This window comes from Novosphingobium taihuense, from assembly GCF_007830315.1.
Lineage (GTDB): Bacteria > Pseudomonadota > Alphaproteobacteria > Sphingomonadales > Sphingomonadaceae > Novosphingobium > Novosphingobium taihuense.
In genome coordinates this window covers 19,597-39,007 of sequence record NZ_VLKJ01000011.1, presented here as the reverse complement: position 1 = coordinate 39,007, position 19,411 = coordinate 19,597, and the positions used below count along the sequence as shown (strand labels likewise).

Genomic DNA, 19,411 nt, shown 5'->3' with positions numbered 1-19,411 from the left:
TCATGAAGCCGCTTTCGGATATCGAAGTTCTGGACCGTCCCGTGTGGCATTCGCTGGGCGGGCCGCAACGGTCGCTGGATGTGGGGCAGGGCGCTGTGCGCCGTCTCGACCCCAGATTTGGCCCCTTCGCAGCCGTCTCGCCGGGGGCGGAAGACACCCTGCGCGACCATATGCTTGGCGGTGAGGTCTGGCTGGTCGAAACTGACGCATTTCCGGCGCCGCAGGGCCTGAAAGTCCTGCGCGAAGCCCCGCTTCTCCAGATGATCGCTGAGGGGCCGATTGCCGCTTTCGACGATCCTGAGATCGTGCCTCTGGGCGAAGCTGATGCGGCACAGATGGCCGATCTTGCTCTGGCGACAGAACCCGGGCCTTGGGCGGCGCAAACCTGGCGCTACGGCCAGTTCCATGGGGTCCGCATAAACGGTCGGCTCGCCGCGATGGCGGGGGAGCGCATGCGGCCCACAGCCAATCTGGCGGAAGTGAGTGGCGTCTGCACCTGGCCCGAGTTTCGCGGGCAAGGGCTTGCGGCACGGCTGATCCGCAAGGTCATGGCAGGCATGGCCGCACGCGGAGAAGTGCCGTACTTGCACAGCTACGCAACCAACGCCTCCGCCATACGCCTTTACGAAAGCCTCGGCTTCCGCGCCCGCCGCGCGATGGTTGCCACGCTGCTTGGACCTGAATGATGATCGAGATTACCGAGGCCGATGCGGCCAACGAACTGATGCGTCTCGCGCGGCAGATCGCCAAGCACAACCGGCTCTATCATGCCGAGGACGCGCCCGAGATCAGCGACGCCGAGTACGATGCGCTTGTCCGCCGCAATGCCGAGCTCGAAGCCGCATTTCCGCACCTGATCCGGCCCGACAGCCCGAGCGCACAGGTCGGCCATGAAGTCGCGTCCTCGCCTTTGCGCAAAGTAGCGCACGAGGTTCGCATGATGAGCCTCGACAACGCTTTCACCGATGACGAGGTCGAGGACTTCGTCGCTCGCGTCCGCCGCTTTCTTGCCCTGCCCGAGGGCGCCGAAGTGGTGATGACCGCCGAGGACAAGATCGACGGCCTGTCTTGCTCCCTCCGTTACGAAAACGGCAGGCTGGTGCGCGCCGCCACGCGCGGTGACGGGCAGGTGGGTGAGGATGTGACTGCGAATGTCGCGCATATTGCCGACATCCCGCAGGAGCTGAAGGGAGCGGGCCTCTTCGATATCCCCGCCGTCTTCGAGATCCGTGGCGAAGTCTACATGTCGAAGGCAGACTTCCTTGCACTCAATACCCGGCAAGCCGAAACGGGCGACAAGATTTTTGCCAATCCCCGCAATGCTGCCGCGGGATCGCTGCGCCAGAAGGACGCCAGCGTAACTGCTGCCCGTCCCTTGCGCTTTCTTGCCCATGGATGGGGCGCAGCGAGCGAAGTTCCGGCAGCCACCCAGTTCGAGATGATGCGCAAGATCGCGGACTGGGGCGTACCGGTGTCGCCACTGCTGGTGCGCTGCTCGTCGGCTGCGGAAATGGTCGCGCACTATCGCTCCATCGGCGCGCAGCGCGCCGATCTCCCCTATGATATCGACGGGGTCGTCTACAAGGTTGACCGGCTTGACTGGCAGGAGCGTCTCGGCTTCGTTGCGAAGGCGCCACGCTGGGGCATCGCCCACAAGTTCCCAGCCGAACAGGCCGAGACCACGCTCGAGGCGATAGACATTCAGGTCGGCCGCACGGGCAAGCTGACGCCGGTCGGGCGCCTCAAGCCAGTGCTTGTCGGCGGCGTTACCGTCACCAACGTCACTTTGCATAACCGCGACGAGATCGGCCGCCTCGGTCTTCGCGTCGGTGACCGCATCGTTCTCCAGCGTGCGGGCGATGTCATCCCGCAAGTGGTTGAAAACCTCACGCGCGACGAACCGCGCGATCCCTACCGCTTCCCCGACCATTGCCCCGAATGCCAGTCCGAAGCCGTGGCGGAAGAAGGCGAGGTCGATGTTCGCTGCACCGGCGGGCTGATCTGCCCCGCCCAGCGTGTCGAGCGCCTCAAGCACTTCGTCAGCCGCGCCGCACTTGATATCGAAGGACTGGGCGAAAAGACGATCATCGAATTCTTCCAGCTCGGCTGGCTCGAAAGCCCGGCTGACATCTTCCGCCTGCGCAAGCGCCGTAGCGACATTGTCGGGCGCGAAGGCTGGAAGGACAAGTCTGTGGACAACCTGTTGGCAGCGATCGAGGCAAAGCGTGAGCCTGACGCGGCGCGCCTGCTGTTCGGCCTCGGGATCCGCCATGTCGGTGCGGTGACAGCACGTGATCTGATGAAGCGCTTTGTCACGCTGCCCGCGTTGGGGGATGCAGCCATCGCCGCGCGGGAAGGTGGCGATGCCACGGCTGAACTGCTGTCCATCGAAGGGGTCGGCCCCGTCGTGGTCGAAGCGCTGGGGGATTTCTTCCACGAACCGCACAATATCGCGGTATGGGAGGATCTGCTCTCCGAGGTTTCTCCTCCGCCCTACGTGGTTGAGACGAAGGACAGCGCAGTTGCCGGAAAGACCATTGTGTTTACCGGCAAGCTCGAGACCATGAGCCGCGACGAGGCCAAGGCGCAGGCCGAAGCCCTCGGTGCCCGCGCTGCCGGTTCGGTTTCGGCCAAGACCGACCTTGTCGTTGCCGGTCCCGGTGCCGGGTCGAAACTGAAGCAGGCTGCCGCGCTGGGCATCGAAGTCATCGATGAGGCTGCCTGGGCCGAAATCGTCAAGGCCGCGGGATAAACGGCCATGGCATTCCATACCTGGTGGTTGTTTGCGGTCACGGTTTTCTTCATTTCGGGCTCGCCCGGTCCAAACATGCTTCATATCATGAGCCGTAGCGTCGAACTCGGCCTGCGCAGGACGTTGTTTGCCATGGCGGGCTGCTTTCTTGCCGTGCTCAGCCTGCTCACGGCGTCGGCAATGGGATTGACGGCAGTTCTCACTGCCTTGCCCGGTGCCTTCACCGTTCTTCGCATTCTGGGCGCAGGCTATCTGCTGTGGCTGGGCTACAAGGCGTGGACCACGCGCGCAACGAAGGTCGATTTGGCTGAATCGGGCGAGGAGCCGGCACTTTCTTCCGCCCGCATTTTCCGGACTGCGTTTGGCGTGGGTATTTCCAACCCCAAGGCACTGCTCTTTGCCGCAGCTTTCCTGCCGCAGTTCATCGATTCCTCGCGGCCCGAAGTGCCCCAGTTCGCGATCATGGTTTTTACGTTCGGTGTGATCGAGATTTCGTGGTTCTTCGTCTACGCGCTCGGCGGCCGGACGATTGCGCGGGCTATGACACGGCCGAGCATGCAGACCCTGTTCAACCGCGTAACCGGGGGCGTGTTTGCAGCTTTCGGTATCGGTATGCTGCTTTCGCGGACCTGACGGGGGATTTGCACCGATGCTGGAACATCTCGCTGCCATTGGCGCCGAAGCGGGTGCAATGCTCAAGGCACGCAAGCAGACCATCGCGGTCGTCGACGGATCGACTGGAGGCCTGATCTCCGCGAGCCTACTTGCCATGCCGGGGGCATCAGCGTTCTATCTCGGTGGCGGGGTGATTTATACCCTCAAAGGGCGGCGCATCGTTCTGGGTCATGCACCGGGCTCGTTGCGCGGCTACAGCTCTGCGCAGGAAGACTATGCACTCGCACAGGCCCGTCTGATCCGCGAACGTTACAGCGCCGACTGGGGCATTGCCGAGACAGGGGCTTCCGGCGGCAGTTCGCATCCCCGCGGCGTCGCCTCTGGGACCAGCGCGATCGGCGTAGTCGGGCCGGGTGGACATGAAGCCTCGGTCCGCATTCTTACCGAAAGCGACGATCGCCTTGCCAACATGCAGGCCTTCACGGCCGCGGCCCTTGGCCTCTTGCGAGATTCACTGGCCTCTCACTCGGGAACGTAGTCGGGCTTTCGCTTCTCGAGGAATGCCTGCATGCCTTCCCGGAAGTTCGGGCTTGCCGAAGTCATCAGCTGGTTACGGTTTTCGATCGCCATGGCCGCTTCAAGGCTGGGCGCATCGATGGCAAGGTTAAGGCCCTCCTTGGTCATCCTCAGCCCCATTGGTGAGGCTGCCAGCAGGTCGTCGACATACGTCTGGCCGACAGCTTCGAGCTGTTCGTCTGGTACGACCTCAGAGACGAGCCCGGTCGCCAATGCGCGCGGCGCATGGATGAAGCGCCCGGTCAGCATCAGTTCGCTTGCAACCGAAGTGCCGACAAGACGCGGCAGGAAATAGCTGCAGCCCATGTCGCAGGCCGATAGCCCAAGCTTGATGAAAGCTGCGTTCATCTTCGCACTCTCACCAGCAATGCGGATGTCTGAGGCCAGCACGAACGAGAATCCGCCACCGCAAGCTGCGCCGTGAACCAGGCTGATGATCGGCTGCGGGCATCGCCGCATCCTGAGATAGACGTCTGCGAGATAGCCCTGGAAGCCGAACCCGCCGGCAAAAGGGATCTGCTCGCGGTTCTCCGAACGCTCCTTGATGTCGAGCCCCGCGCAGAACGCCTTTCCCGCACCACGCAGGACAACCACGTGCGTCTCGCGATCATGGAACAGCTTGCCGAAATAGTCTGAAAGCTCGTGCACCATCTGCAGTGAGATGGCGTTCAGCACCTCAGGCCGATTGAGCGTCAACCAATCTGCCGCGCCGCGCTTTTCGACAGTGAAGGTCTCGTAATCCATCTCGCATCTCCCACCTTAATCGAATGATTAAGCGGGCGGACGCGATGCACAAGCCCCTTCGGGTATTACCAGCGCTTGGACCATTCCGGCAGGGCGCCAACCCTGCTTGCCCGCACGCTGCCACCGGCCCTGCGTCTCAGCCACAGGATGGACCAATCGCCGCGCACCATCCGCGCTGCGAGCCGCAGGCCAGCCTTGCGATAAGCCGCACGCACGGTAGCTTCCTGCGTCTCGAGCAGTCCGGCCAGAAGCACGCTCCCGCCCGGCACGACTGCGCGGGCAAAGTCCGGAGCCAATTCAACAAGTGGTCCCGCAAGGATGTTGGCGATGAGCAGGTCATAGGGGCCAGCGGCTTCGAGCAGCGGGTGGTCCATGCCGGCCGCGATCACCATGGCCATGCGCCCTATACCATCCCCGAGACGGATCCCGTTGTTGGCTGCGTTCTCTGCAACCACCGGGCCGCACACCGCATCTATGTCGCTCGCAGTCGCGCGGGCGGTTGGCCACAGGTGGAGCCCCGCAAAGCCGAGCAGCCCGGTTCCGGTGCCGATGTCGGCCAGGTTTCGCACAGTCACGCCCTGCTGCTTCATGTGGGTAAGCATGGCAAGGCAACCTGCGGTCGTCGCGTGCTGGCCAGTGCCGAAGGCCTGGCTGGCAGGGATGACGAAGTCACGCACGCCACGCTCGGCGAGGGGGGGATATTCAGGAGTATGGACGTGGAACACGCCTTCGCGGATCGGTTCGACGCCCTGCTGGCTCAATGTTACCCAGTCAGTATCGGGCAGCTTCTCGATATCGAGCTTGGGGGGCGTTCCTTCGAACAGGTCGGCAATGGCATTCTGGTCGGCCTTGGTCGGCTTGCGATCGAGCCAGGCCTCGAGCTGCCAGTCGTCGGGCTTGTCCTCCGCGATCTCGCTACCTGCGATGACGATATCGTGGTCCCAGTCCCAGGCATCCTCATGCGCGATCAGCGCTGCCTGAATAACATCGCGCGGAGCGAATACGGTGACTTTCCAGCTCATTTCGCCGCACTCACTTTGTCAGGGCCTTGTCGAGCTGCGCGCGCGCGCGTCCGGCCAATGCCTTGCAAGCCTTTGAGTCTTCGAGCGGCTCTGCCCCGCCCATGCGCTCGAACATCGCGCTCGCTCCGGGGTGCGGGGTCAGCAGGATGCCGCATTCCAGCGCCTCCACTTGCGCAAAGGTGTTGCGGAACATGGCGACCCGCTTGGGATGGTCAGTGAAACGGTAAGTGCCGAGGGGCAGGGCGGTCACGCTGTCCACATATGTGATGGTGCGGCAAAGCTGACCTTCGCACGATGTCCAGTGCCAGCTTGTCGAGCCTTCGGTGTGGCCGGGCGTGGCAAAGGCGGTGAGGCGGATCGGGCCCACGCTGACGACGTCGCCGGTGCTGATGATACGATCGACGCGGGCAGGCTTGCTGCCATGGATTTCCTGCGCCTGCGGATCGGACGGGCTGATCTTGCCGCTGCGAATGACCTTGGCCGCCTCCGCTGTCGCGGCGAACTTCGCGCCTGTCAGCTTTTCGAGCGCCGAAAGGCCACCGATGTGATCGAAATGCTCATGGCTCGAAACGATCCACTTTATGTCGCGCGGGTCGAAGCCGAGGCGGCGGATATTCGCCACCACATCGGTAGCCGTCTCCGCCATTCCTGCATCGATGAGCACGTGCCCTTCTGGCGAAGTAACAAGGAGGACTGTCACCGCGCAGGTGCCCACATACCATACGTTGCCAAAGACATGGGCAGGCGGGGCAAGGTCGGTGAAGGACTGCTTGCCTTCACACGACTGCAGCAGTTCCTGCCCCGTGACGCCAGAGGACGGGAGCGGCTGTGCGGCAGCGGCAAGAGCGATCAGGGTGGATATGGTCATGGCCTCCGTCTAGGCAGCGCTTTACCCCAGCGCAACCGCCGAGGGTGGAGCAGTTTCGGGCTGTCCTTTTTTACATCCCGCATACGCTTGCACGCCGGGTCTTTTCGACTAATAGGACTCGGCATTCATCGCAGGGGCACCCTTGCGTTCCTATACCTAGTCGAGGGGGTATGTTCATGGCGCAGGCGCGCAAGGCACGGCCGATTTCTCCGCATCTCCAGATCTGGCGCTGGGGCCCGGCCATGCTGGTTTCGATCCTGCACCGCGTCACCGGCAATGGCCTTGCATTTGCAGGACTCGGGCTGCTGCTGTGGTGGATCGGTGCTCTGGCAAGCGGGGCGGAAGCCTATCAGACCTTCCTGGACTATGTCTGGCTCGGTACCGGCGGCGGACTTCAGACCGTGACCGCGATTCTGGGCAAGGTCGTGCTCGTCGGCTTGACCTGGGCGTTCTTCCAGCACGCCGCATCGGGTATCCGCCACCTGATCCTTGATGTCGGCGCGGGTTACGAACTTGAAACCAACGCCCGTTGGTCGAGTCTGACGATCGTCATCTCGGTCCTTCTCACCATCGCATTCTGGGCTTTCGTGCTGCTGCGCTGAGCGCCGGCACGAACCGCAAGCAAGGAAGGCTTACTCCCATGGGTAACGGCACCTCCATCGGTCGCGTTCGCGGGCTGGGCTCCAGCCACGAAGGCACGCATCACTGGCTCACCGCACGGCTTACCGCCGTGGGTAACCTCGTCCTGATTCCGTTTCTGATCGTCAGCCTCGCACTGCTGCCCGACTATGCCTACGCTACCGTGCGTGGCTGGGTCGCCCGGCCGCTGCCATCGATCGCGCTGATCCTGATCATGATCAACACCTTCACCCATGCCCGTATGGGCGTCCAGGTCATGCTCGAGGATTATGTCCACGAGGAAGGTGGCAAGATCGCGGCCTGGCTGCTGGTCAACATCGTGCCCTTCGCGGCTGCCGCCTTCGGCATTCTTTCGGTTCTGCGCATTGCGCTCGGGGGCGCATAAGACATGACGACTCAGCCTGCCTACAAGATCATCGACCACACCTACGACACCGTCGTCGTCGGTGCCGGCGGTTCGGGCCTGCGCGCCACCATGGGTTCGGCCCAGGCCGGCCTGCGCACCGCCTGCATCACCAAGGTCTTCCCGACCCGGTCGCACACCGTTGCGGCGCAGGGCGGCATCGCTGCCTCGCTCGGCAACAATTCGCCGGATCACTGGACCTGGCACATGTACGACACCGTCAAGGGGTCGGACTGGCTGGGTGACCAGGACGCCATCGAATACATGGTGCGCGAAGCGCCTGCTGCGGTTTACGAGCTTGAGCACGCTGGCGTGCCGTTCAGCCGCAACCCCGAAGGCACGATCTATCAGCGTCCGTTCGGCGGCCACATGCAGAACATGGGCGAAGGCCCGCCGGTCCAGCGCACCTGCGCCGCGGCTGACCGTACCGGCCACGCCATGCTTCACGCGCTGTACCAGCAGTCGCTGAAGTACGATGCGGACTTCTTCATCGAATACTTCGCGATCGATCTTATCATGGAGAACGGTGAATGCCGTGGCGTCATCGCGCTGTGCATGGACGATGGATCGATCCACCGCTTCCGCAGCCACGCCGTCGTGCTTGCAACCGGTGGCTACGGTCGCTCTTACTTCACTGCAACCTCGGCCCACACCTGCACCGGTGACGGCGGCGGCATGGTCCTGCGTGCGGGCCTTCCGCTGCAGGACATGGAATTCGTCCAGTTCCACCCGACCGGCATCTACGGTGCCGGCGTGCTGATCACCGAAGGTGCGCGCGGCGAGGGCGGTTACCTCACCAACTCCGAGGGCGAGCGCTTCATGGAGCGTTATGCCCCATCGGCCAAGGACCTCGCCTCGCGAGACGTCGTGTCGCGTTCGATGGCGATGGAGATCCGCGAAGGGCGTGGCGTCGGCCCGCACAAGGACCACATCTACCTGCACCTCGATCACATCGATGCAGGCGTCCTGGCCGAGCGTCTGCCGGGCATCACCGAGAGCGGCAAGATCTTCGCTGGTGTCGACCTTACGCGTCAGCCTTTGCCGGTGGTGCCGACCGTCCACTACAACATGGGCGGCATCCCCTGTAACTACCACGGCGAAGTCGTCACCATCGGTGCTGACGGCAACCCCGAGACGGTCGTCCCCGGCCTGTTCGCGGTGGGTGAAGCTGCCTGCGTTTCGGTCCACGGCGCCAACCGCCTCGGCTCGAACTCGCTGATCGACCTTGTCGTGTTCGGCCGCGCCACTGGCCTGCGCCTCAAGGAACTGATCAAGCCGGGCACGTCGCACAACTCGCTGCCCAAGGACAGCGCCGACCTCGCGCTGACTCGCCTCGACCATTTCCGCCATGCCAAGGGCGGCTCGCCCACGGCGGAAGTGCGCATCGAGATGCAGCGCACGATGTCGGCCCACGCCGCGGTGTTCCGCACCGACGAGCTGATGGCCGAAGGCAAGGTCAAGCTTGCCAACACCTACAAGCGCATGGAGGACATCCATGTGTCCGACCGTTCGCTGATCTGGAACTCGGACCTCGTCGAAACGCTGGAGCTCGACAACCTGATCAGCCAGGCTTCGGTCACGATGCATTCGGCCTACAATCGCAAGGAAAGCCGCGGCGCCCACGCGCATGAGGATTTCCCCGATCGCAACGATGCCGAGTGGATGAAGCACACCGCCGCCTGGTTCAACGGCTGGGGCGGCAAGGGCGGCGAGGTCAAGCTCGATTACCGCCCGGTCCACGAGTACACGCTGACCGACGACGTCGAGTACATCAAGCCCAAGAAGCGCGTGTACTGACCTGACGCTGGTCCATTGGGACCGGCGGTTCGTCGAAGTTGAAATGATGTGATGCCGGGGTGTGATACTCCGGCATCAGTCATTTGGGGCCCTTCAAAATGGGCAGCCTGGGGAGGCAGTTCGATGAAGAACGGTTGGAAGCATTCGAAGCTGGCGCTGATCGCCGGGGCCGCGCTGGTCGTCACGGCGGCAGGGGCCATGGCGCAAGGCATGGCGGAGATGCCAGCTCCGCCCGCACCTCCGTCACCGCCTGCACCTCCAGCGCCACCCGAACCGGGCATGGCGCACCAGATCGTCATCGTCGAAAAGCATGGCGGGGAAGATGGTCAGGAATACGTGCGCACCGTCACCCGCGACGGTAAGACCTTCGTGTTCAAGAGCGACCAGCCGATGTCCGATGCCGACGTCGAAGCAAAGATCGCTCGCGCAGAGGCGGGCATTCGGCCTGTTCCGCCAATCTCGCCCGTGTATCCCGGCGCCGGCAACGGGGAGCGGCGGATCCAGCGGGTGATCGTGATCGATGGCGACAACGAAGGCGTGACCGACATCGTCTCCGAGGATGGCCCGCACTGCGAGGGCAAGAATGCCTTCGCCAATGTCGATACGTCCGAGGAAAAGGACGGAAAGGTCACACGCGTCCGCATCCGGACTTGCGGCAGCGAGGCAGATATCGAGAAACATGCCATGGCCGAAGCGCTGGATGGCATCCGTCGTGCGCGCGACGAGATCGCCCGTGACAAATCCCTGTCCGATTCAATCCGCAAACAGGTGCTGGACGAGCTTGATGCCGAGATGGCGAAGCTCAAGGCCAAAGGTTGACGGGCGGCCTTACTGCGTCCGTTGGACGACCGGCTTGCTCTCGAAACGGGCGGGTTCAGATTTAGCCGACTTGTCCTTCGAATCCTTCTTGTCGTCGTCCTTCTTCCTTTCGCTCTTCGCATTCGCCTCGGCGGCTTCTCGAGCTGCCCAGAGCGTCGACACGTCCTTTGGCGTTGCCGAGCGAGCAGGGTACTTGCAACCGCGTTGCTCGCCCATGCCCTTGAGATATGCGCGCCGCACTGAACCGGCATAAATCGCCTCGTTCCATTTGCGTTGCTGGGCGTTTGCGCCGCTGATCTCGCGGATCACGCCACCGAAGGGGATTAGTGAACTGACCAGAGATTTGGCAATGTTGCCCATCTTGATCGTGGAGTTCCCGTCATCGCGTGCCACATCGATATCGTCGCCAAGAACGGCATCGAGCTTTGTCACCTCAGCAGCGATCGCGGGGCACTTCTTCAGCCCCGACATATCATATGGCTTGTTGCGGGCTGCCACCAGAACGTCCGGAACTTCATCCTTCTTGATGTTGAAGTCTGAGAGTGGCTTGGTAACGACATCACCCGCCGTCACCTTCTCCTCCGATACTGCGGTCTGCGCAGATAGAGGAGCGGCGACGACGAGCGTGCAAGGCATTATCGTTGCGAACCGAAGGGCCTTGGTAAACTTCATGTGCTTCCCCTGTTTAGCAAAGGAAGCCATAGAGAGCCTTTCGGTTCCGTGAATTATTGTTAACGTCGATCACTCAAAGCGCGGCAAACGTGTCGCACTGATCCTCGTCGGCGGTTTCAAGGCCCTTTCGCAGCCACTGCATTCGCTGTGCCGCGCTGCCATGGGTAAAGGCATCTTCCACCGGACGCCGACCCGCCGCCTTCATCAGCGTATCGTCACCGATCTGGTGCGCCGCGCGCATGCCTTCCTCGATGTCGCCCGCCTCGATGCGGTCACGATTGCGGCCTGCCCAGACACCGGCATAGCAATCTGCCTGCAATTCCAGCGCCACCGAATAGCGGTTGGCCTGGCTCGGGCTTTGCTGCTGCAGCTGCCGGACTTTGGTCGATGTGCCCAGCAGGCTCTGGATATGGTGGCCGTATTCGTGGGCCATCACGTAAACGCGGGCGAAGTCACCACCTGCGCCCATCTGCCGGTCCATCTCGCTATAGAAGTCGGTATCAATGTAGATCCCGCTATCGCTCGGGCAATAGAACGGCCCCATTGCGCTTTGCGCCGCGCCGCAGCCGGACTGGCCATTCTGAGAATAGAACACCAGAGTCGGCGCTTCAAACGGGATGTTGGCCTGCTTAAACAGCGGGCCCCAGGTTTTGTTGAGCGACGATAGCGCGTTACAGCTTTCCTTGCTGAACTCGTTGACTGTGCAGCTTTCAGCCAGCGATGCGCCGCCCTGCTGTTCGACGGGCGCCGAGACCTGGCCCTGCTGCATGGAGCCAAGCATCTGCATCGGATCCACCCCGAACACCACGGCAGCGATCAGAGCAATGACGATCGAACCGCATCCAACCTTGCCGCCGCCGCCAAAGGGAAAACCCCCTCCGCCTCCACGCTGATCCTGAACATTGATGGAGCTGTCGAAATCGTCGAGCCGCATGGGCAATCCCCTTTTTTGCGTTTGCGACTGGACAAGCGGCGAGCCGCCCGCGATGCCAGCGCGATCAATCCATCCACAAACCCCGGAGTAATCGAATGTTCCTGAAGGGCAAGTGCGCGCTCATCACCGGATCCACCTCGGGCATCGGCCTTGCCTATGCGCGAGCATTGGCGGCTGAGGGCGCGGATATCGTGCTGAACGGGTTTGGTGAGCCAGACCAGATCCAGGCGCTGTGCGAGGAACTGGCAGCGACCAGCGGAGGTCGGGCGATCTTTGCGGCAGGGGACCTCACCAAGCGCGAAGGTACCGAAGCCATGGTCGCCACAGCGATGGCAGAGTTCGGTGCAGTCGACATCCTGATCAACAATGCCGGCATGCAGCACGTGGCTCCGGTCGAAGACTTTCCGGTCGAGAAGTGGGATGCGATCATCGCGCTTAATCTCACCTCAGCCTTCGATGCTTGCCGTCTTTGCATTCCGGGGATGAAGGCCAAGGGCTGGGGGCGAATCCTGTTCACGGCTTCGGCACACTCGCTCACCGCTTCGCCGTTCAAGGCCGCCTATGTTTCGGCAAAGCACGGCATTGCCGGGCTGACCAAGACGCTGGCTCTGGAACTGGCAACGGATGGCGTTACCGCCAACTGCATCAGCCCCGGCTACGTCTGGACGCCGCTGGTTGAAAACCAGATCCCCGACACGATGAAGGCGCGGAACATGACGCGCGAGCAGGTGATCAACGACGTCATGCTGGAGCGCCAGCCCAGCAAGCAGTTCGTCCAGCCTGACGAGTTGGCGGCCCTCGCTGTCTTCCTTTGCAGGGACGCGGCGCGCAACATCACCGGTGCTAACTACAGCGTCGATGGGGGCTGGGTGGCGCAATAAGGCTGGTTCCGAGGCCGCCGCGTAAACTTCTGTTCATCCAGCCCCGGTCAATTGGGAACTTGCGCTGCGCTCGCGCTTTTGAGAGCAAGGGCGAGCGACGAAGCGTTTGGGGACGGCGATGAAGCGTTTTGGGGGCTTGCGGACTGCGATGACGGGGGCCTTGCTCCTCGGCGCGCTCATGCTCGTCGCCGCGCGGCCCGCTCCTCGCAAGCCCACGCCTCTCGAACAGACCCTGCGCGTGCATGTCGAAACGCTGGCGAGCGATGACTTCGATGGGCGCGAGCCCGGCACCGAAGGTGAGACCAAGACTCTGCGCTATCTCGCGCGGCAGTGGTTCGACATCGGCATGCAGGCCGGCACCAATATCCCCGGCAGTGGCTGGTTCGCCCCTGTCGAACTGGTCGAGCGCGAACCGGTGCTTTCGCGTGCCAGCTTCATGCGCGGGCGAAAGCGGGTAAACCTGCCTGCCGACAGCGTCTTTGTAGTGACCTCGGGCCTACGCAGTCTGGTGCAGGATGCGCCGATGCTGTTCGTCGGCCATGCGGCGACTCCGGCACTGCCGCGCGCAGAACTTGCGGGGCGCGTTGTGGTCATGCTCGACAGCCTGCCTGAGGGCGCTGACCCCGCCAAGAACGGTGACCGCGCGGGCAAACTGCTCGATGCAGGCGCTCTTGCCGTGCTGACGGTGCTCGACGACCATCGCGGGCTCGAGGACGTCATCGCACGCCGCCGCCGCGCCGGCTATGCCGTGTCGGGTGAAACGATCGGCAGTGAGATCGAGGCATTCATCACTCCGGCAACCGCCGACCTGTTGCTCGCCGGAACCGCGCGTCCCACCGTTGCCCGGCTGCGCGACGATGCAGCCGCGCCCGGCTTCGCCCCCTATCCACTCGGGCTGACCGGCACGTTCGAGGCGACCAGCCGCGAGACGCGGATCAAGACGCACAATCTTATCGGCAAGCTCGAGGGGCGCAATCCGGCGGCGGGCGCGGTATTGATGATCGCGCACTGGGATCACTTCGGGGAATGCGGAGCCGCTCCTGCCGAGGACGTGATCTGCAACGGCGCAATCGATAACGCATCGGGCCTCGCCGTGTTGACCGAGACCGCGCGCATTCTCTCGCGCGGGCGCCCAATGGAGCGCGATGTCTATTTTCTCGCGACGACTGGGGAAGAGCTGGGCCTGCTGGGGGCTATGGCCTTCGCCGAGAACCCGCCGATCCCGCTTGATCGCTTCGTCGCCGCGTTCAATGTCGACAGCACCGGGCTTGTCCCGCCGGGCGGTCCCATAGGCGTGGTTGGCAAGGGCCTGACTCCGCTCGATCCGCTGATTGCCGATGTCGTCAAGCGCATGAAGCGCAAGCTCGTGGCCGGCGATGGTCCCAACGCTTATATCCGAAGGCAGGACAGCTGGATCCTGATGCAGCACGATGTGCCCACGGTCATGGTGAGCAATTCCTATGGTGACATGGACCGGATCGAGCGCTTCATGGAGGACACCTATCACCGGCCAAGCGATCAGGCGGGGGCAGGGATCGACTATGCCGGGATGGCCGACGACGTTAACCTGCAGGTAGAACTGCTTCGCGCCTTTGCCGATCCAAAGCGCTATCCGGGCAGGTCGGGAACCACGCCTTCAAGGCGCCCGAATACCCCCTAGCGCATCCGCACCTTCCTGTTTACATGGGCCGCCACGAATCTACCGGACCTCACAGAAGTGGCGCGCATCATGGACATCCCTCTCGGCCTTACCTTCGACGACGTGTTGCTGCGTCCTGCCGAGTCGGACATCGTGCCTTCGATGGCCGATACGCGCACGCGGCTGACCCGCGGCATCGGGCTCAACATCCCCATCCTGTCCTCGGCGATGGACACCGTGACAGAGGCCGACATGGCGATCGTCATGGCCCAGCTTGGCGGCATTGGCGTGCTTCACCGCAACCTCTCGATCGAGGAACAGTGCGCTGCGGTCCGCGCGGTCAAGCGCTTCGAAAGCGGCATGGTGGTCAACCCGATCACTATCGCGCCCGACGCACCTTTGGGTGAGGCGCAGGCTCTGATGCGCCAGCACAAGATCAGCGGCATTCCGGTGGTCGAAGCCTCGGGCAAGCTCGTCGGCATCCTCACCAATCGCGATGTGCGCTTTGCCGATAACCCGCAGCAGCCCGTGCGCGAACTGATGACGCACGAGAACCTCGCGACGGTGAAGCTTGGCGCCAGCGGTGACGATGCGCGCCGTCTGCTCCACCAGCGCCGGATCGAGAAGCTGCTGGTAGTGGACGATGCGTTCAAGTGCATCGGCCTGATCACGGTCAAGGACATTGAAAAGGCCGTGACCTTCCCGAACGCGACGAAGGATGCCACTGGCCGTCTGCGCGTCGCCGCCGCCACCACAGTTGGCGAAAAGGGCCTTTTGCGCACGCAAGCGCTGGTCGAAGCGGAGTGCGACGTTGTCATTATTGACACTGCGCATGGCCATAACCGCGATGTCGCTCGCGCTGTCGAAGCGGCCAAGAAGCTGTCAAATTCCGTCCAGGTCATCGCGGGCAACGTTGCCACTGCCGAAGCCACCCGCTCGCTGATCGACGCAGGCGCCGATGGCGTGAAGATCGGCATCGGGCCCGGCTCGATCTGCACCACGCGTATCGTCGCGGGCGTTGGCGTTCCGCAGCTCACCGCGGTCATGGAGTGCGCCGAGGAAGCGGAGAAGTCCGGCGTTCCTGTCATCGCCGATGGCGGTTTGCGTACTTCGGGCGATGCGGCCAAGGCGCTCGCTGCCGGGGCAAGCTCGGTCATGATCGGTTCGATGCTGGCAGGCACGGAAGAAGCGCCGGGCGAGACGTTCCTCTACCAGGGCCGCGCCTACAAGTCCTACCGGGGCATGGGCTCGGTCGGCGCAATGGCGCGCGGCAGTGCCGATCGTTACTTCCAGCAGGACATCAAGGACCAGATGAAGCTGGTGCCTGAAGGGATCGAAGGTCAGGTGCCCTACAAGGGGCCGGCAAAGGACGTGGTCCACCAGCTTGTCGGCGGCGTGAAGGCCGCGATGGGCTATACCGGCAGCAGGACGATCGAGGATCTGCGCAAGCGCGCGCAGTTCGTGCGCATCACCAATGCGGGCCTGCGCGAAAGCCACGTCCACGACGTGACGATCACGCGTGAGGCGCCAAATTACAAGGCTGGCTGAGCCTGGCCGGTGACACCTTCTGCGCGCGTACAGGCTGCGATCGACCTGCTTGATGCGGTGATCGCGGCGGCGAAGGGGCAGGGGGCGTCGGCGGACAGGATTGCAGCGGACTGGTTCCGGGCGCGGCGCTATGTCGGCTCGAAGGACCGTCGCGCCATTCGCGAACTGGTGTGGAGCGCCATCCGGGCATGCGGCGATGTGCCGGTTTCCGGGCGCGCTGCCATGCTCCGCGTGGCGCAAGGCGATGCCGCGCTCACCGCATTGTTCGACGGTTCGAACTATGGCCCAGCGCCGATCAAGGCGGGGGAGGCGATGGCCACGGGTGGCGTCGCACCGGGCTGGCTGGTCGAGCGTCTGGCGGCCTCGGGCCTTGATGATCAGGAAAGGGCGGCGCTGCTTGGCCGGGCACCGCTCGATATCAGGGCCAATACGCTCAAGATTTCGTGCGAGGATCTTCGCGCCCGTCTGCCGGTGGAGGCGGAACCCGCCATCGCCCCACATGCGCTGCGGCTGCAATCAGGCACGGCCGTGGAAAGCTTGCCGGAGTTTGCCGAAGGCCTGTTCGAGGTTCAGGACGCGGGCAGCCAGATTGCCTGCCTGGCGCTGAGCGTGCAGCCGGGCGAGGCCGTGGTCGATCTTTGCGCTGGAGCGGGAGGCAAGACGCTTTCGCTCGGCGCGGCAATGGAAAACCGGGGCGAGCTTCTCGCCTGCGATATCGACCGCCCGCGCCTGTCGCGTTTGCCTGAGCGTGCCGCGCGCGCGGGCGTGTTGGTCCAGACGCGCCTGCTCAATCCGGGGCGCGAGATTGAAATGCTCGCCGACTGGCAGGGCAGGGCGGACGCGGTGATGATCGATGCGCCTTGTTCCGGCACCGGCACATGGCGGCGCAATCCCGAAGCGCGCTGGCGGCTCGATACGAAGGCCATAGACCGCTACTGCGCGATGCAGGCGAATGTGCTGGGCATCGGCGCGTCGCTGGTGCGGCCCGGTGGGCGCCTGACCTATGTGGTGTGTTCGCTGCTCGATGCAGAGGGGCCCGACCGGATCGATACGTTCCTTGCCGTCAACCCGGGTTGGCAGGTGGACATGCCGCCGCTTCCCGCAGGATGTCCGCGCGGCAAGGGCATCCGGCTTACACCCTTTGGGGATGGCACGGACGGGTTTTTCTTCGCAACGCTCGTACGCCGTGTTAACTGAAGCGTCATGGACGATGGTTCATTCAGTAATGGTCTGCGCCAAGGCAGACACCCCAAGGAGTTGCTGATGCGTTACGCCCCCTTTGCTCTTGCCTTGTCGCTGGTTGTCGGCGTGACCGGAAGCATGGGTGTGGCGAAGAACCCGGTATCGTCTGATCCGCGCGTCGAAATGCTGCTCAAGGACGGCCGCGCGGCTCTGGCCAAGGGTGACGTTTCGGCGGCCACTGACAGCTTCGAGGCTGCGCTTGCGATAGATCCGGCCAGCAATGCCACGCTACTGGCACTGGCCGATGCCGCCCGCCGTGATGGCCTGCAGGGCAAGGCGATCCACTATTACCGCGAGGTTCTCTCGCGCGAACCCAACAACGTCGTCGCCATTTCCGGCGAAGGCGGCGCGATGGTCGAGAAGGGGGCGCTGGAAAAAGCCCGCCGCAATCTCGCCCGGCTCGAGGGCCTGTGCGGCAAGACTTGCGCCGAAACCGCCGAACTCTCCGCCGCCATCGCGCGCGGCCCCGCGCCCAAGGTCGTCTCGGCGCAGGCCGTGATGCCGACCGAAAAGGTCGAGACGAACTGATTTCCCGCGCAGGAGGGGATCTCAGAGCTGTCAGGAAGTCGATGTTCAAGCCGACTAAACCCCCGCTTTCGCGGGGGCGCGGCGCTGATCTTCAGATCAGATCGCGGAATTCCTCGACCACCTGGCGATAGACCCGCTTCTTGAACGGCACGATCAGTTCGGGCAGCAGTTCGGGCTCGACCCACTTCCACGCTTCGAACTCGGCATGCTCGTGGGCTTCGAGGTTGATGTCCGTATCCTCGCCCGCAAAGCGCATCAGCAGCCACTTCTGGCGCTGGCCGCGGTACTTGCCGCCCCAAAGCTTGCCCATCAGGAAATCGGGCAGGTCATAGAAGTGTTCTTCGCGGCTTTCGGCGATAATGGTCACGAGATCGGGTGAAACGCCGGTTTCCTCGGCAAGCTCGCGCAAGGCAGCGGGGTGGAGTTCTTCCCCTTCGTCGATTCCGCCCTGCGGCATCTGCCAGGCGTCCGCATTTACCTCCTTGTTGTCGATCCGCTTGCCCACGAACACGCGCCCGGCGCTGTTCACAAGCATGACACCGACACAGGGACGGTAGGGAAGCCCGGCAAATTCGTCGCTCATTTCAACCTTTCCAGCAGCAATCTTACGGCCTTGAAGATGGACTGCATGTCGCCTTGCGCGCTCGGAATAGCCTTGCGCACCTGGGTGAAGCCATGGATCGTGCCCTTCATCTCGAGGAACACGACTTCGGCCCCGGCACGGATCAGTTCCGCACCATAGACCCGGCCGCTGTCGCGAATCGGGTCAAGTCCTGCCGTCACTAGCACCGTTGGCGGCGTGGTCGAGTGCTCGCCGTAGATCGGAAAGGCGCGCTTGTGGCCAGTGACCGCCTGATAGGCATTGGCGAACCACTGCATCGTGTCCGCTGTCAGCAGATATCCTTCTGCGAAGTCGAGGAACGATTGGTGGTCGGGCTTGTCGTCAGAGAGAGGATAGATCGGCACCTGCATGATCACTGGCACTGCGGCGGGCTCTTCGACCAGCGCCTGCGTGACGACGATGGCGAGGTTGCCCCCCGCGCTGTCACCCATCGGGATCAGGCCGGTTATCTCGCGGCCCAGTACAGCCGAATTCGCCGCAACCCAGCGCGAGGCGGCCTCGCAATCATCAGGCGCGGCTGGAAAGGGGTGTTCGGGGGCAAGGCGATAGTCGACCGCGATAACTGGCATGTCGAGTTCAGCGGCAATTTCGGTGCAGAGACTGTGGTGGCTTTCAAGATCGCCGATGACGAAGCCTCCGCCGTGGAAGAACATCACGGCGGGGCCGGGCTCGCGGGTGTCGCGCAGATCGTATAGGCGCAAGCGAATGTCACCGGCAGGTCCTGGGCACGTCAGGTCCCGGATCACGGCCAGTTCGCGGGGCTCGGCCTCAGCCAGCTGGCCCATCGCGAGGTAGCTCTCGCGCGCAGCCTCGAGTCCGAGCTGGCTCATTGGCGGGGCATCGGTGCCATTGAGGAAAGCCAGGAAGCCCTGGACATCTGGGCGCACGTAATGGGTCTTCTGCTCGGTCATGACTGTTCCTCACCCTGTTGACAGGATTCGTTATAAACACCGCGGTAAGTTGGCTTTTGCAACTTGACTGGCAAGCGCGATAGGAATCAAGAGCGCAGGAGGATTTTTCGTCACGCGCAGTTTTTCTTCTTTGCGAACGGAACGGGAGGGGCATAGGCGCGTGTCAGCACTGGGTGAAACTCCCGGGCGCAGCAGAGGA

General features: G+C 63.3%; 20 protein-coding genes. 13 read left to right on the top strand and 7 right to left on the bottom strand.

Translation table 11 applies throughout. The annotated features are described in order from the left end of the window. Positions 1–2 precede the first annotated feature (2 nt). Genes IQ25_RS17485 through IQ25_RS17470 form a run of 4 tightly spaced genes read left to right on the top strand, consistent with a single transcriptional unit; the run spans position 3 to position 3,905 of the window. Positions 3–686 (top strand): GNAT family N-acetyltransferase, encoded by a 684-nt coding sequence (locus IQ25_RS17485; RefSeq protein ID WP_181447271.1) that lies wholly within the window; start codon positions 3–5, stop codon positions 684–686. Further along, positions 686–2,752 carry an NAD-dependent DNA ligase LigA gene (gene ligA / locus IQ25_RS17480; protein WP_407070604.1) on the top strand — a complete coding sequence of 689 codons (2,067 nt, stop codon included), beginning with the start codon at positions 686–688 and terminating at the stop codon, positions 2,750–2,752. The genes IQ25_RS17485 and ligA overlap by 1 nt, the downstream gene beginning before the upstream one ends. A gap of 6 nt (positions 2,753–2,758) precedes the next feature. Continuing rightward, complete coding sequence (locus IQ25_RS17475) at positions 2,759–3,385, top strand: LysE family translocator (protein WP_144907561.1); 627 nt, start codon at positions 2,759–2,761, stop codon at positions 3,383–3,385. 16 nt (positions 3,386–3,401) lie between these two features. Next, positions 3,402–3,905 carry a CinA family protein gene (locus IQ25_RS17470; RefSeq protein WP_144907560.1) on the top strand — a complete coding sequence of 168 codons (504 nt, stop codon included), beginning with the start codon at positions 3,402–3,404 and terminating at the stop codon, positions 3,903–3,905. Here IQ25_RS17470 and IQ25_RS17465 read toward each other — a convergent pair. From IQ25_RS17465 to bla, 3 genes are all read right to left on the bottom strand, one after another. Continuing rightward, positions 3,890–4,687: an enoyl-CoA hydratase/isomerase family protein gene (locus IQ25_RS17465; protein WP_144907559.1), complete on the bottom strand. Its 798-nt coding sequence runs from the start codon at positions 4,685–4,687 to the stop codon at positions 3,890–3,892. The genes IQ25_RS17470 and IQ25_RS17465 overlap by 16 nt on opposite strands. Positions 4,688–4,752: 65 nt before the next feature. Continuing rightward, positions 4,753–5,709 (bottom strand): 50S ribosomal protein L11 methyltransferase, encoded by a 957-nt coding sequence (locus tag IQ25_RS17460; protein WP_144907558.1) that lies wholly within the window; start codon positions 5,707–5,709, stop codon positions 4,753–4,755. A gap of 10 nt (positions 5,710–5,719) precedes the next feature. Beyond that, complete coding sequence (gene bla, locus IQ25_RS17455) at positions 5,720–6,577, bottom strand: subclass B3 metallo-beta-lactamase (protein WP_144907557.1); 858 nt, start codon at positions 6,575–6,577, stop codon at positions 5,720–5,722. Positions 6,578–6,753: 176 nt separating this feature from the next. Between bla and sdhC the strand changes: the two genes are divergently transcribed. From sdhC to IQ25_RS17435, 4 genes are all read left to right on the top strand, one after another. Then, complete coding sequence (gene sdhC / locus IQ25_RS17450) at positions 6,754–7,179, top strand: succinate dehydrogenase, cytochrome b556 subunit (protein ID WP_144907556.1); 426 nt, start codon at positions 6,754–6,756, stop codon at positions 7,177–7,179. 38 nt (positions 7,180–7,217) lie between these two features. After that, positions 7,218–7,601 (top strand): succinate dehydrogenase, hydrophobic membrane anchor protein, encoded by a 384-nt coding sequence (gene sdhD, locus IQ25_RS17445; RefSeq protein ID WP_144907555.1) that lies wholly within the window; start codon positions 7,218–7,220, stop codon positions 7,599–7,601. 3 nt (positions 7,602–7,604) lie between these two features. Beyond that, the gene (gene sdhA / locus IQ25_RS17440) at positions 7,605–9,416 is read left to right on the top strand and encodes a succinate dehydrogenase flavoprotein subunit (protein WP_144907554.1); all 1,812 of its coding nucleotides are present in this window, start codon (positions 7,605–7,607) and stop codon (positions 9,414–9,416) included. Between the two features lie 123 nt (positions 9,417–9,539). Continuing rightward, complete coding sequence (locus IQ25_RS17435; RefSeq protein ID WP_144907553.1) at positions 9,540–10,235, top strand: hypothetical protein; 696 nt, start codon at positions 9,540–9,542, stop codon at positions 10,233–10,235. Between the two features lie 9 nt (positions 10,236–10,244). Here IQ25_RS17435 and IQ25_RS17430 read toward each other — a convergent pair whose 3' ends face one another. Beyond that, positions 10,245–10,907 (bottom strand): hypothetical protein, encoded by a 663-nt coding sequence (locus IQ25_RS17430; protein ID WP_181447270.1) that lies wholly within the window; start codon positions 10,905–10,907, stop codon positions 10,245–10,247. Positions 10,908–10,980: 73 nt separating this feature from the next. Further along, positions 10,981–11,841, bottom strand: coding sequence for a KPN_02809 family neutral zinc metallopeptidase (gene ypfJ / locus IQ25_RS17425; RefSeq protein WP_144907552.1), 861 nt, complete (start codon positions 11,839–11,841; stop codon positions 10,981–10,983). Positions 11,842–11,936: 95 nt separating this feature from the next. Here ypfJ and IQ25_RS17420 point away from each other — a divergent pair, with 95 nt between their 5' ends. The 5 genes from IQ25_RS17420 to IQ25_RS17400 all read left to right on the top strand — a co-directional run bounded on the left by IQ25_RS17420 (position 11,937) and on the right by IQ25_RS17400 (position 17,679). Beyond that, complete coding sequence (locus tag IQ25_RS17420) at positions 11,937–12,722, top strand: 3-hydroxybutyrate dehydrogenase (protein WP_144907551.1); 786 nt, start codon at positions 11,937–11,939, stop codon at positions 12,720–12,722. A gap of 118 nt (positions 12,723–12,840) precedes the next feature. Continuing rightward, positions 12,841–14,382, top strand: coding sequence for a M28 family metallopeptidase (locus IQ25_RS17415; protein WP_258537064.1), 1,542 nt, complete (start codon positions 12,841–12,843; stop codon positions 14,380–14,382). 69 nt (positions 14,383–14,451) lie between these two features. Continuing rightward, complete coding sequence (guaB, locus tag IQ25_RS17410) at positions 14,452–15,909, top strand: IMP dehydrogenase (RefSeq protein WP_144907550.1); 1,458 nt, start codon at positions 14,452–14,454, stop codon at positions 15,907–15,909. 9 nt (positions 15,910–15,918) lie between these two features. Then, positions 15,919–17,106, top strand: a complete 1,188-nt coding sequence (locus IQ25_RS17405) for an RsmB/NOP family class I SAM-dependent RNA methyltransferase (RefSeq protein ID WP_144907549.1) — start codon at positions 15,919–15,921, stop codon at positions 17,104–17,106. Positions 17,107–17,172: 66 nt separating this feature from the next. Then, a complete protein-coding gene (locus tag IQ25_RS17400; protein ID WP_246415557.1) occupies positions 17,173–17,679 on the top strand; it encodes a tetratricopeptide repeat protein in 507 nt (168 codons plus the stop codon). A gap of 91 nt (positions 17,680–17,770) precedes the next feature. Here the strand turns inward: IQ25_RS17400 and IQ25_RS17395 are convergent, their stop codons facing one another. Beyond that, the gene (locus tag IQ25_RS17395; protein ID WP_144907547.1) at positions 17,771–18,262 is read right to left on the bottom strand and encodes an RNA pyrophosphohydrolase; all 492 of its coding nucleotides are present in this window, start codon (positions 18,260–18,262) and stop codon (positions 17,771–17,773) included. Then, positions 18,259–19,212, bottom strand: a complete 954-nt coding sequence (locus tag IQ25_RS17390) for an alpha/beta hydrolase (RefSeq protein WP_144907546.1) — start codon at positions 19,210–19,212, stop codon at positions 18,259–18,261. The genes IQ25_RS17395 and IQ25_RS17390 overlap by 4 nt, the downstream gene beginning before the upstream one ends. Positions 19,213–19,411 lie beyond the last annotated feature (199 nt).

What these genes read in the sequence shown, in the direction of transcription:
- IQ25_RS17485 (WP_181447271.1), top strand. Translation starts at nt 3, where the DNA reads ATGAAGCCGCTTTCGGATATCGAAGTTCTGGACCGTCCCGTGTGGCAT.
- ligA (WP_407070604.1), top strand. Translation starts at nt 686, where the DNA reads ATGATCGAGATTACCGAGGCCGATGCGGCCAACGAACTGATGCGTCTC.
- IQ25_RS17475 (WP_144907561.1), top strand. Translation starts at nt 2,759, where the DNA reads ATGGCATTCCATACCTGGTGGTTGTTTGCGGTCACGGTTTTCTTCATT.
- IQ25_RS17470 (WP_144907560.1), top strand. Translation starts at nt 3,402, where the DNA reads ATGCTGGAACATCTCGCTGCCATTGGCGCCGAAGCGGGTGCAATGCTC.
- IQ25_RS17465 (WP_144907559.1), bottom strand. Translation starts at nt 4,687, where the DNA reads ATGGATTACGAGACCTTCACTGTCGAAAAGCGCGGCGCGGCAGATTGG.
- IQ25_RS17460 (WP_144907558.1), bottom strand. Translation starts at nt 5,709, where the DNA reads ATGAGCTGGAAAGTCACCGTATTCGCTCCGCGCGATGTTATTCAGGCA.
- bla (WP_144907557.1), bottom strand. Translation starts at nt 6,577, where the DNA reads ATGACCATATCCACCCTGATCGCTCTTGCCGCTGCCGCACAGCCGCTC.
- sdhC (WP_144907556.1), top strand. Translation starts at nt 6,754, where the DNA reads ATGGCGCAGGCGCGCAAGGCACGGCCGATTTCTCCGCATCTCCAGATC.
- sdhD (WP_144907555.1), top strand. Translation starts at nt 7,218, where the DNA reads ATGGGTAACGGCACCTCCATCGGTCGCGTTCGCGGGCTGGGCTCCAGC.
- sdhA (WP_144907554.1), top strand. Translation starts at nt 7,605, where the DNA reads ATGACGACTCAGCCTGCCTACAAGATCATCGACCACACCTACGACACC.
- IQ25_RS17435 (WP_144907553.1), top strand. Translation starts at nt 9,540, where the DNA reads ATGAAGAACGGTTGGAAGCATTCGAAGCTGGCGCTGATCGCCGGGGCC.
- IQ25_RS17430 (WP_181447270.1), bottom strand. Translation starts at nt 10,907, where the DNA reads ATGAAGTTTACCAAGGCCCTTCGGTTCGCAACGATAATGCCTTGCACG.
- ypfJ (WP_144907552.1), bottom strand. Translation starts at nt 11,841, where the DNA reads ATGCGGCTCGACGATTTCGACAGCTCCATCAATGTTCAGGATCAGCGT.
- IQ25_RS17420 (WP_144907551.1), top strand. Translation starts at nt 11,937, where the DNA reads ATGTTCCTGAAGGGCAAGTGCGCGCTCATCACCGGATCCACCTCGGGC.
- IQ25_RS17415 (WP_258537064.1), top strand. Translation starts at nt 12,841, where the DNA reads ATGAAGCGTTTTGGGGGCTTGCGGACTGCGATGACGGGGGCCTTGCTC.
- guaB (WP_144907550.1), top strand. Translation starts at nt 14,452, where the DNA reads ATGGACATCCCTCTCGGCCTTACCTTCGACGACGTGTTGCTGCGTCCT.
- IQ25_RS17400 (WP_246415557.1), top strand. Translation starts at nt 17,173, where the DNA reads ATGCGTTACGCCCCCTTTGCTCTTGCCTTGTCGCTGGTTGTCGGCGTG.
- IQ25_RS17395 (WP_144907547.1), bottom strand. Translation starts at nt 18,262, where the DNA reads ATGAGCGACGAATTTGCCGGGCTTCCCTACCGTCCCTGTGTCGGTGTC.
- IQ25_RS17390 (WP_144907546.1), bottom strand. Translation starts at nt 19,212, where the DNA reads ATGACCGAGCAGAAGACCCATTACGTGCGCCCAGATGTCCAGGGCTTC.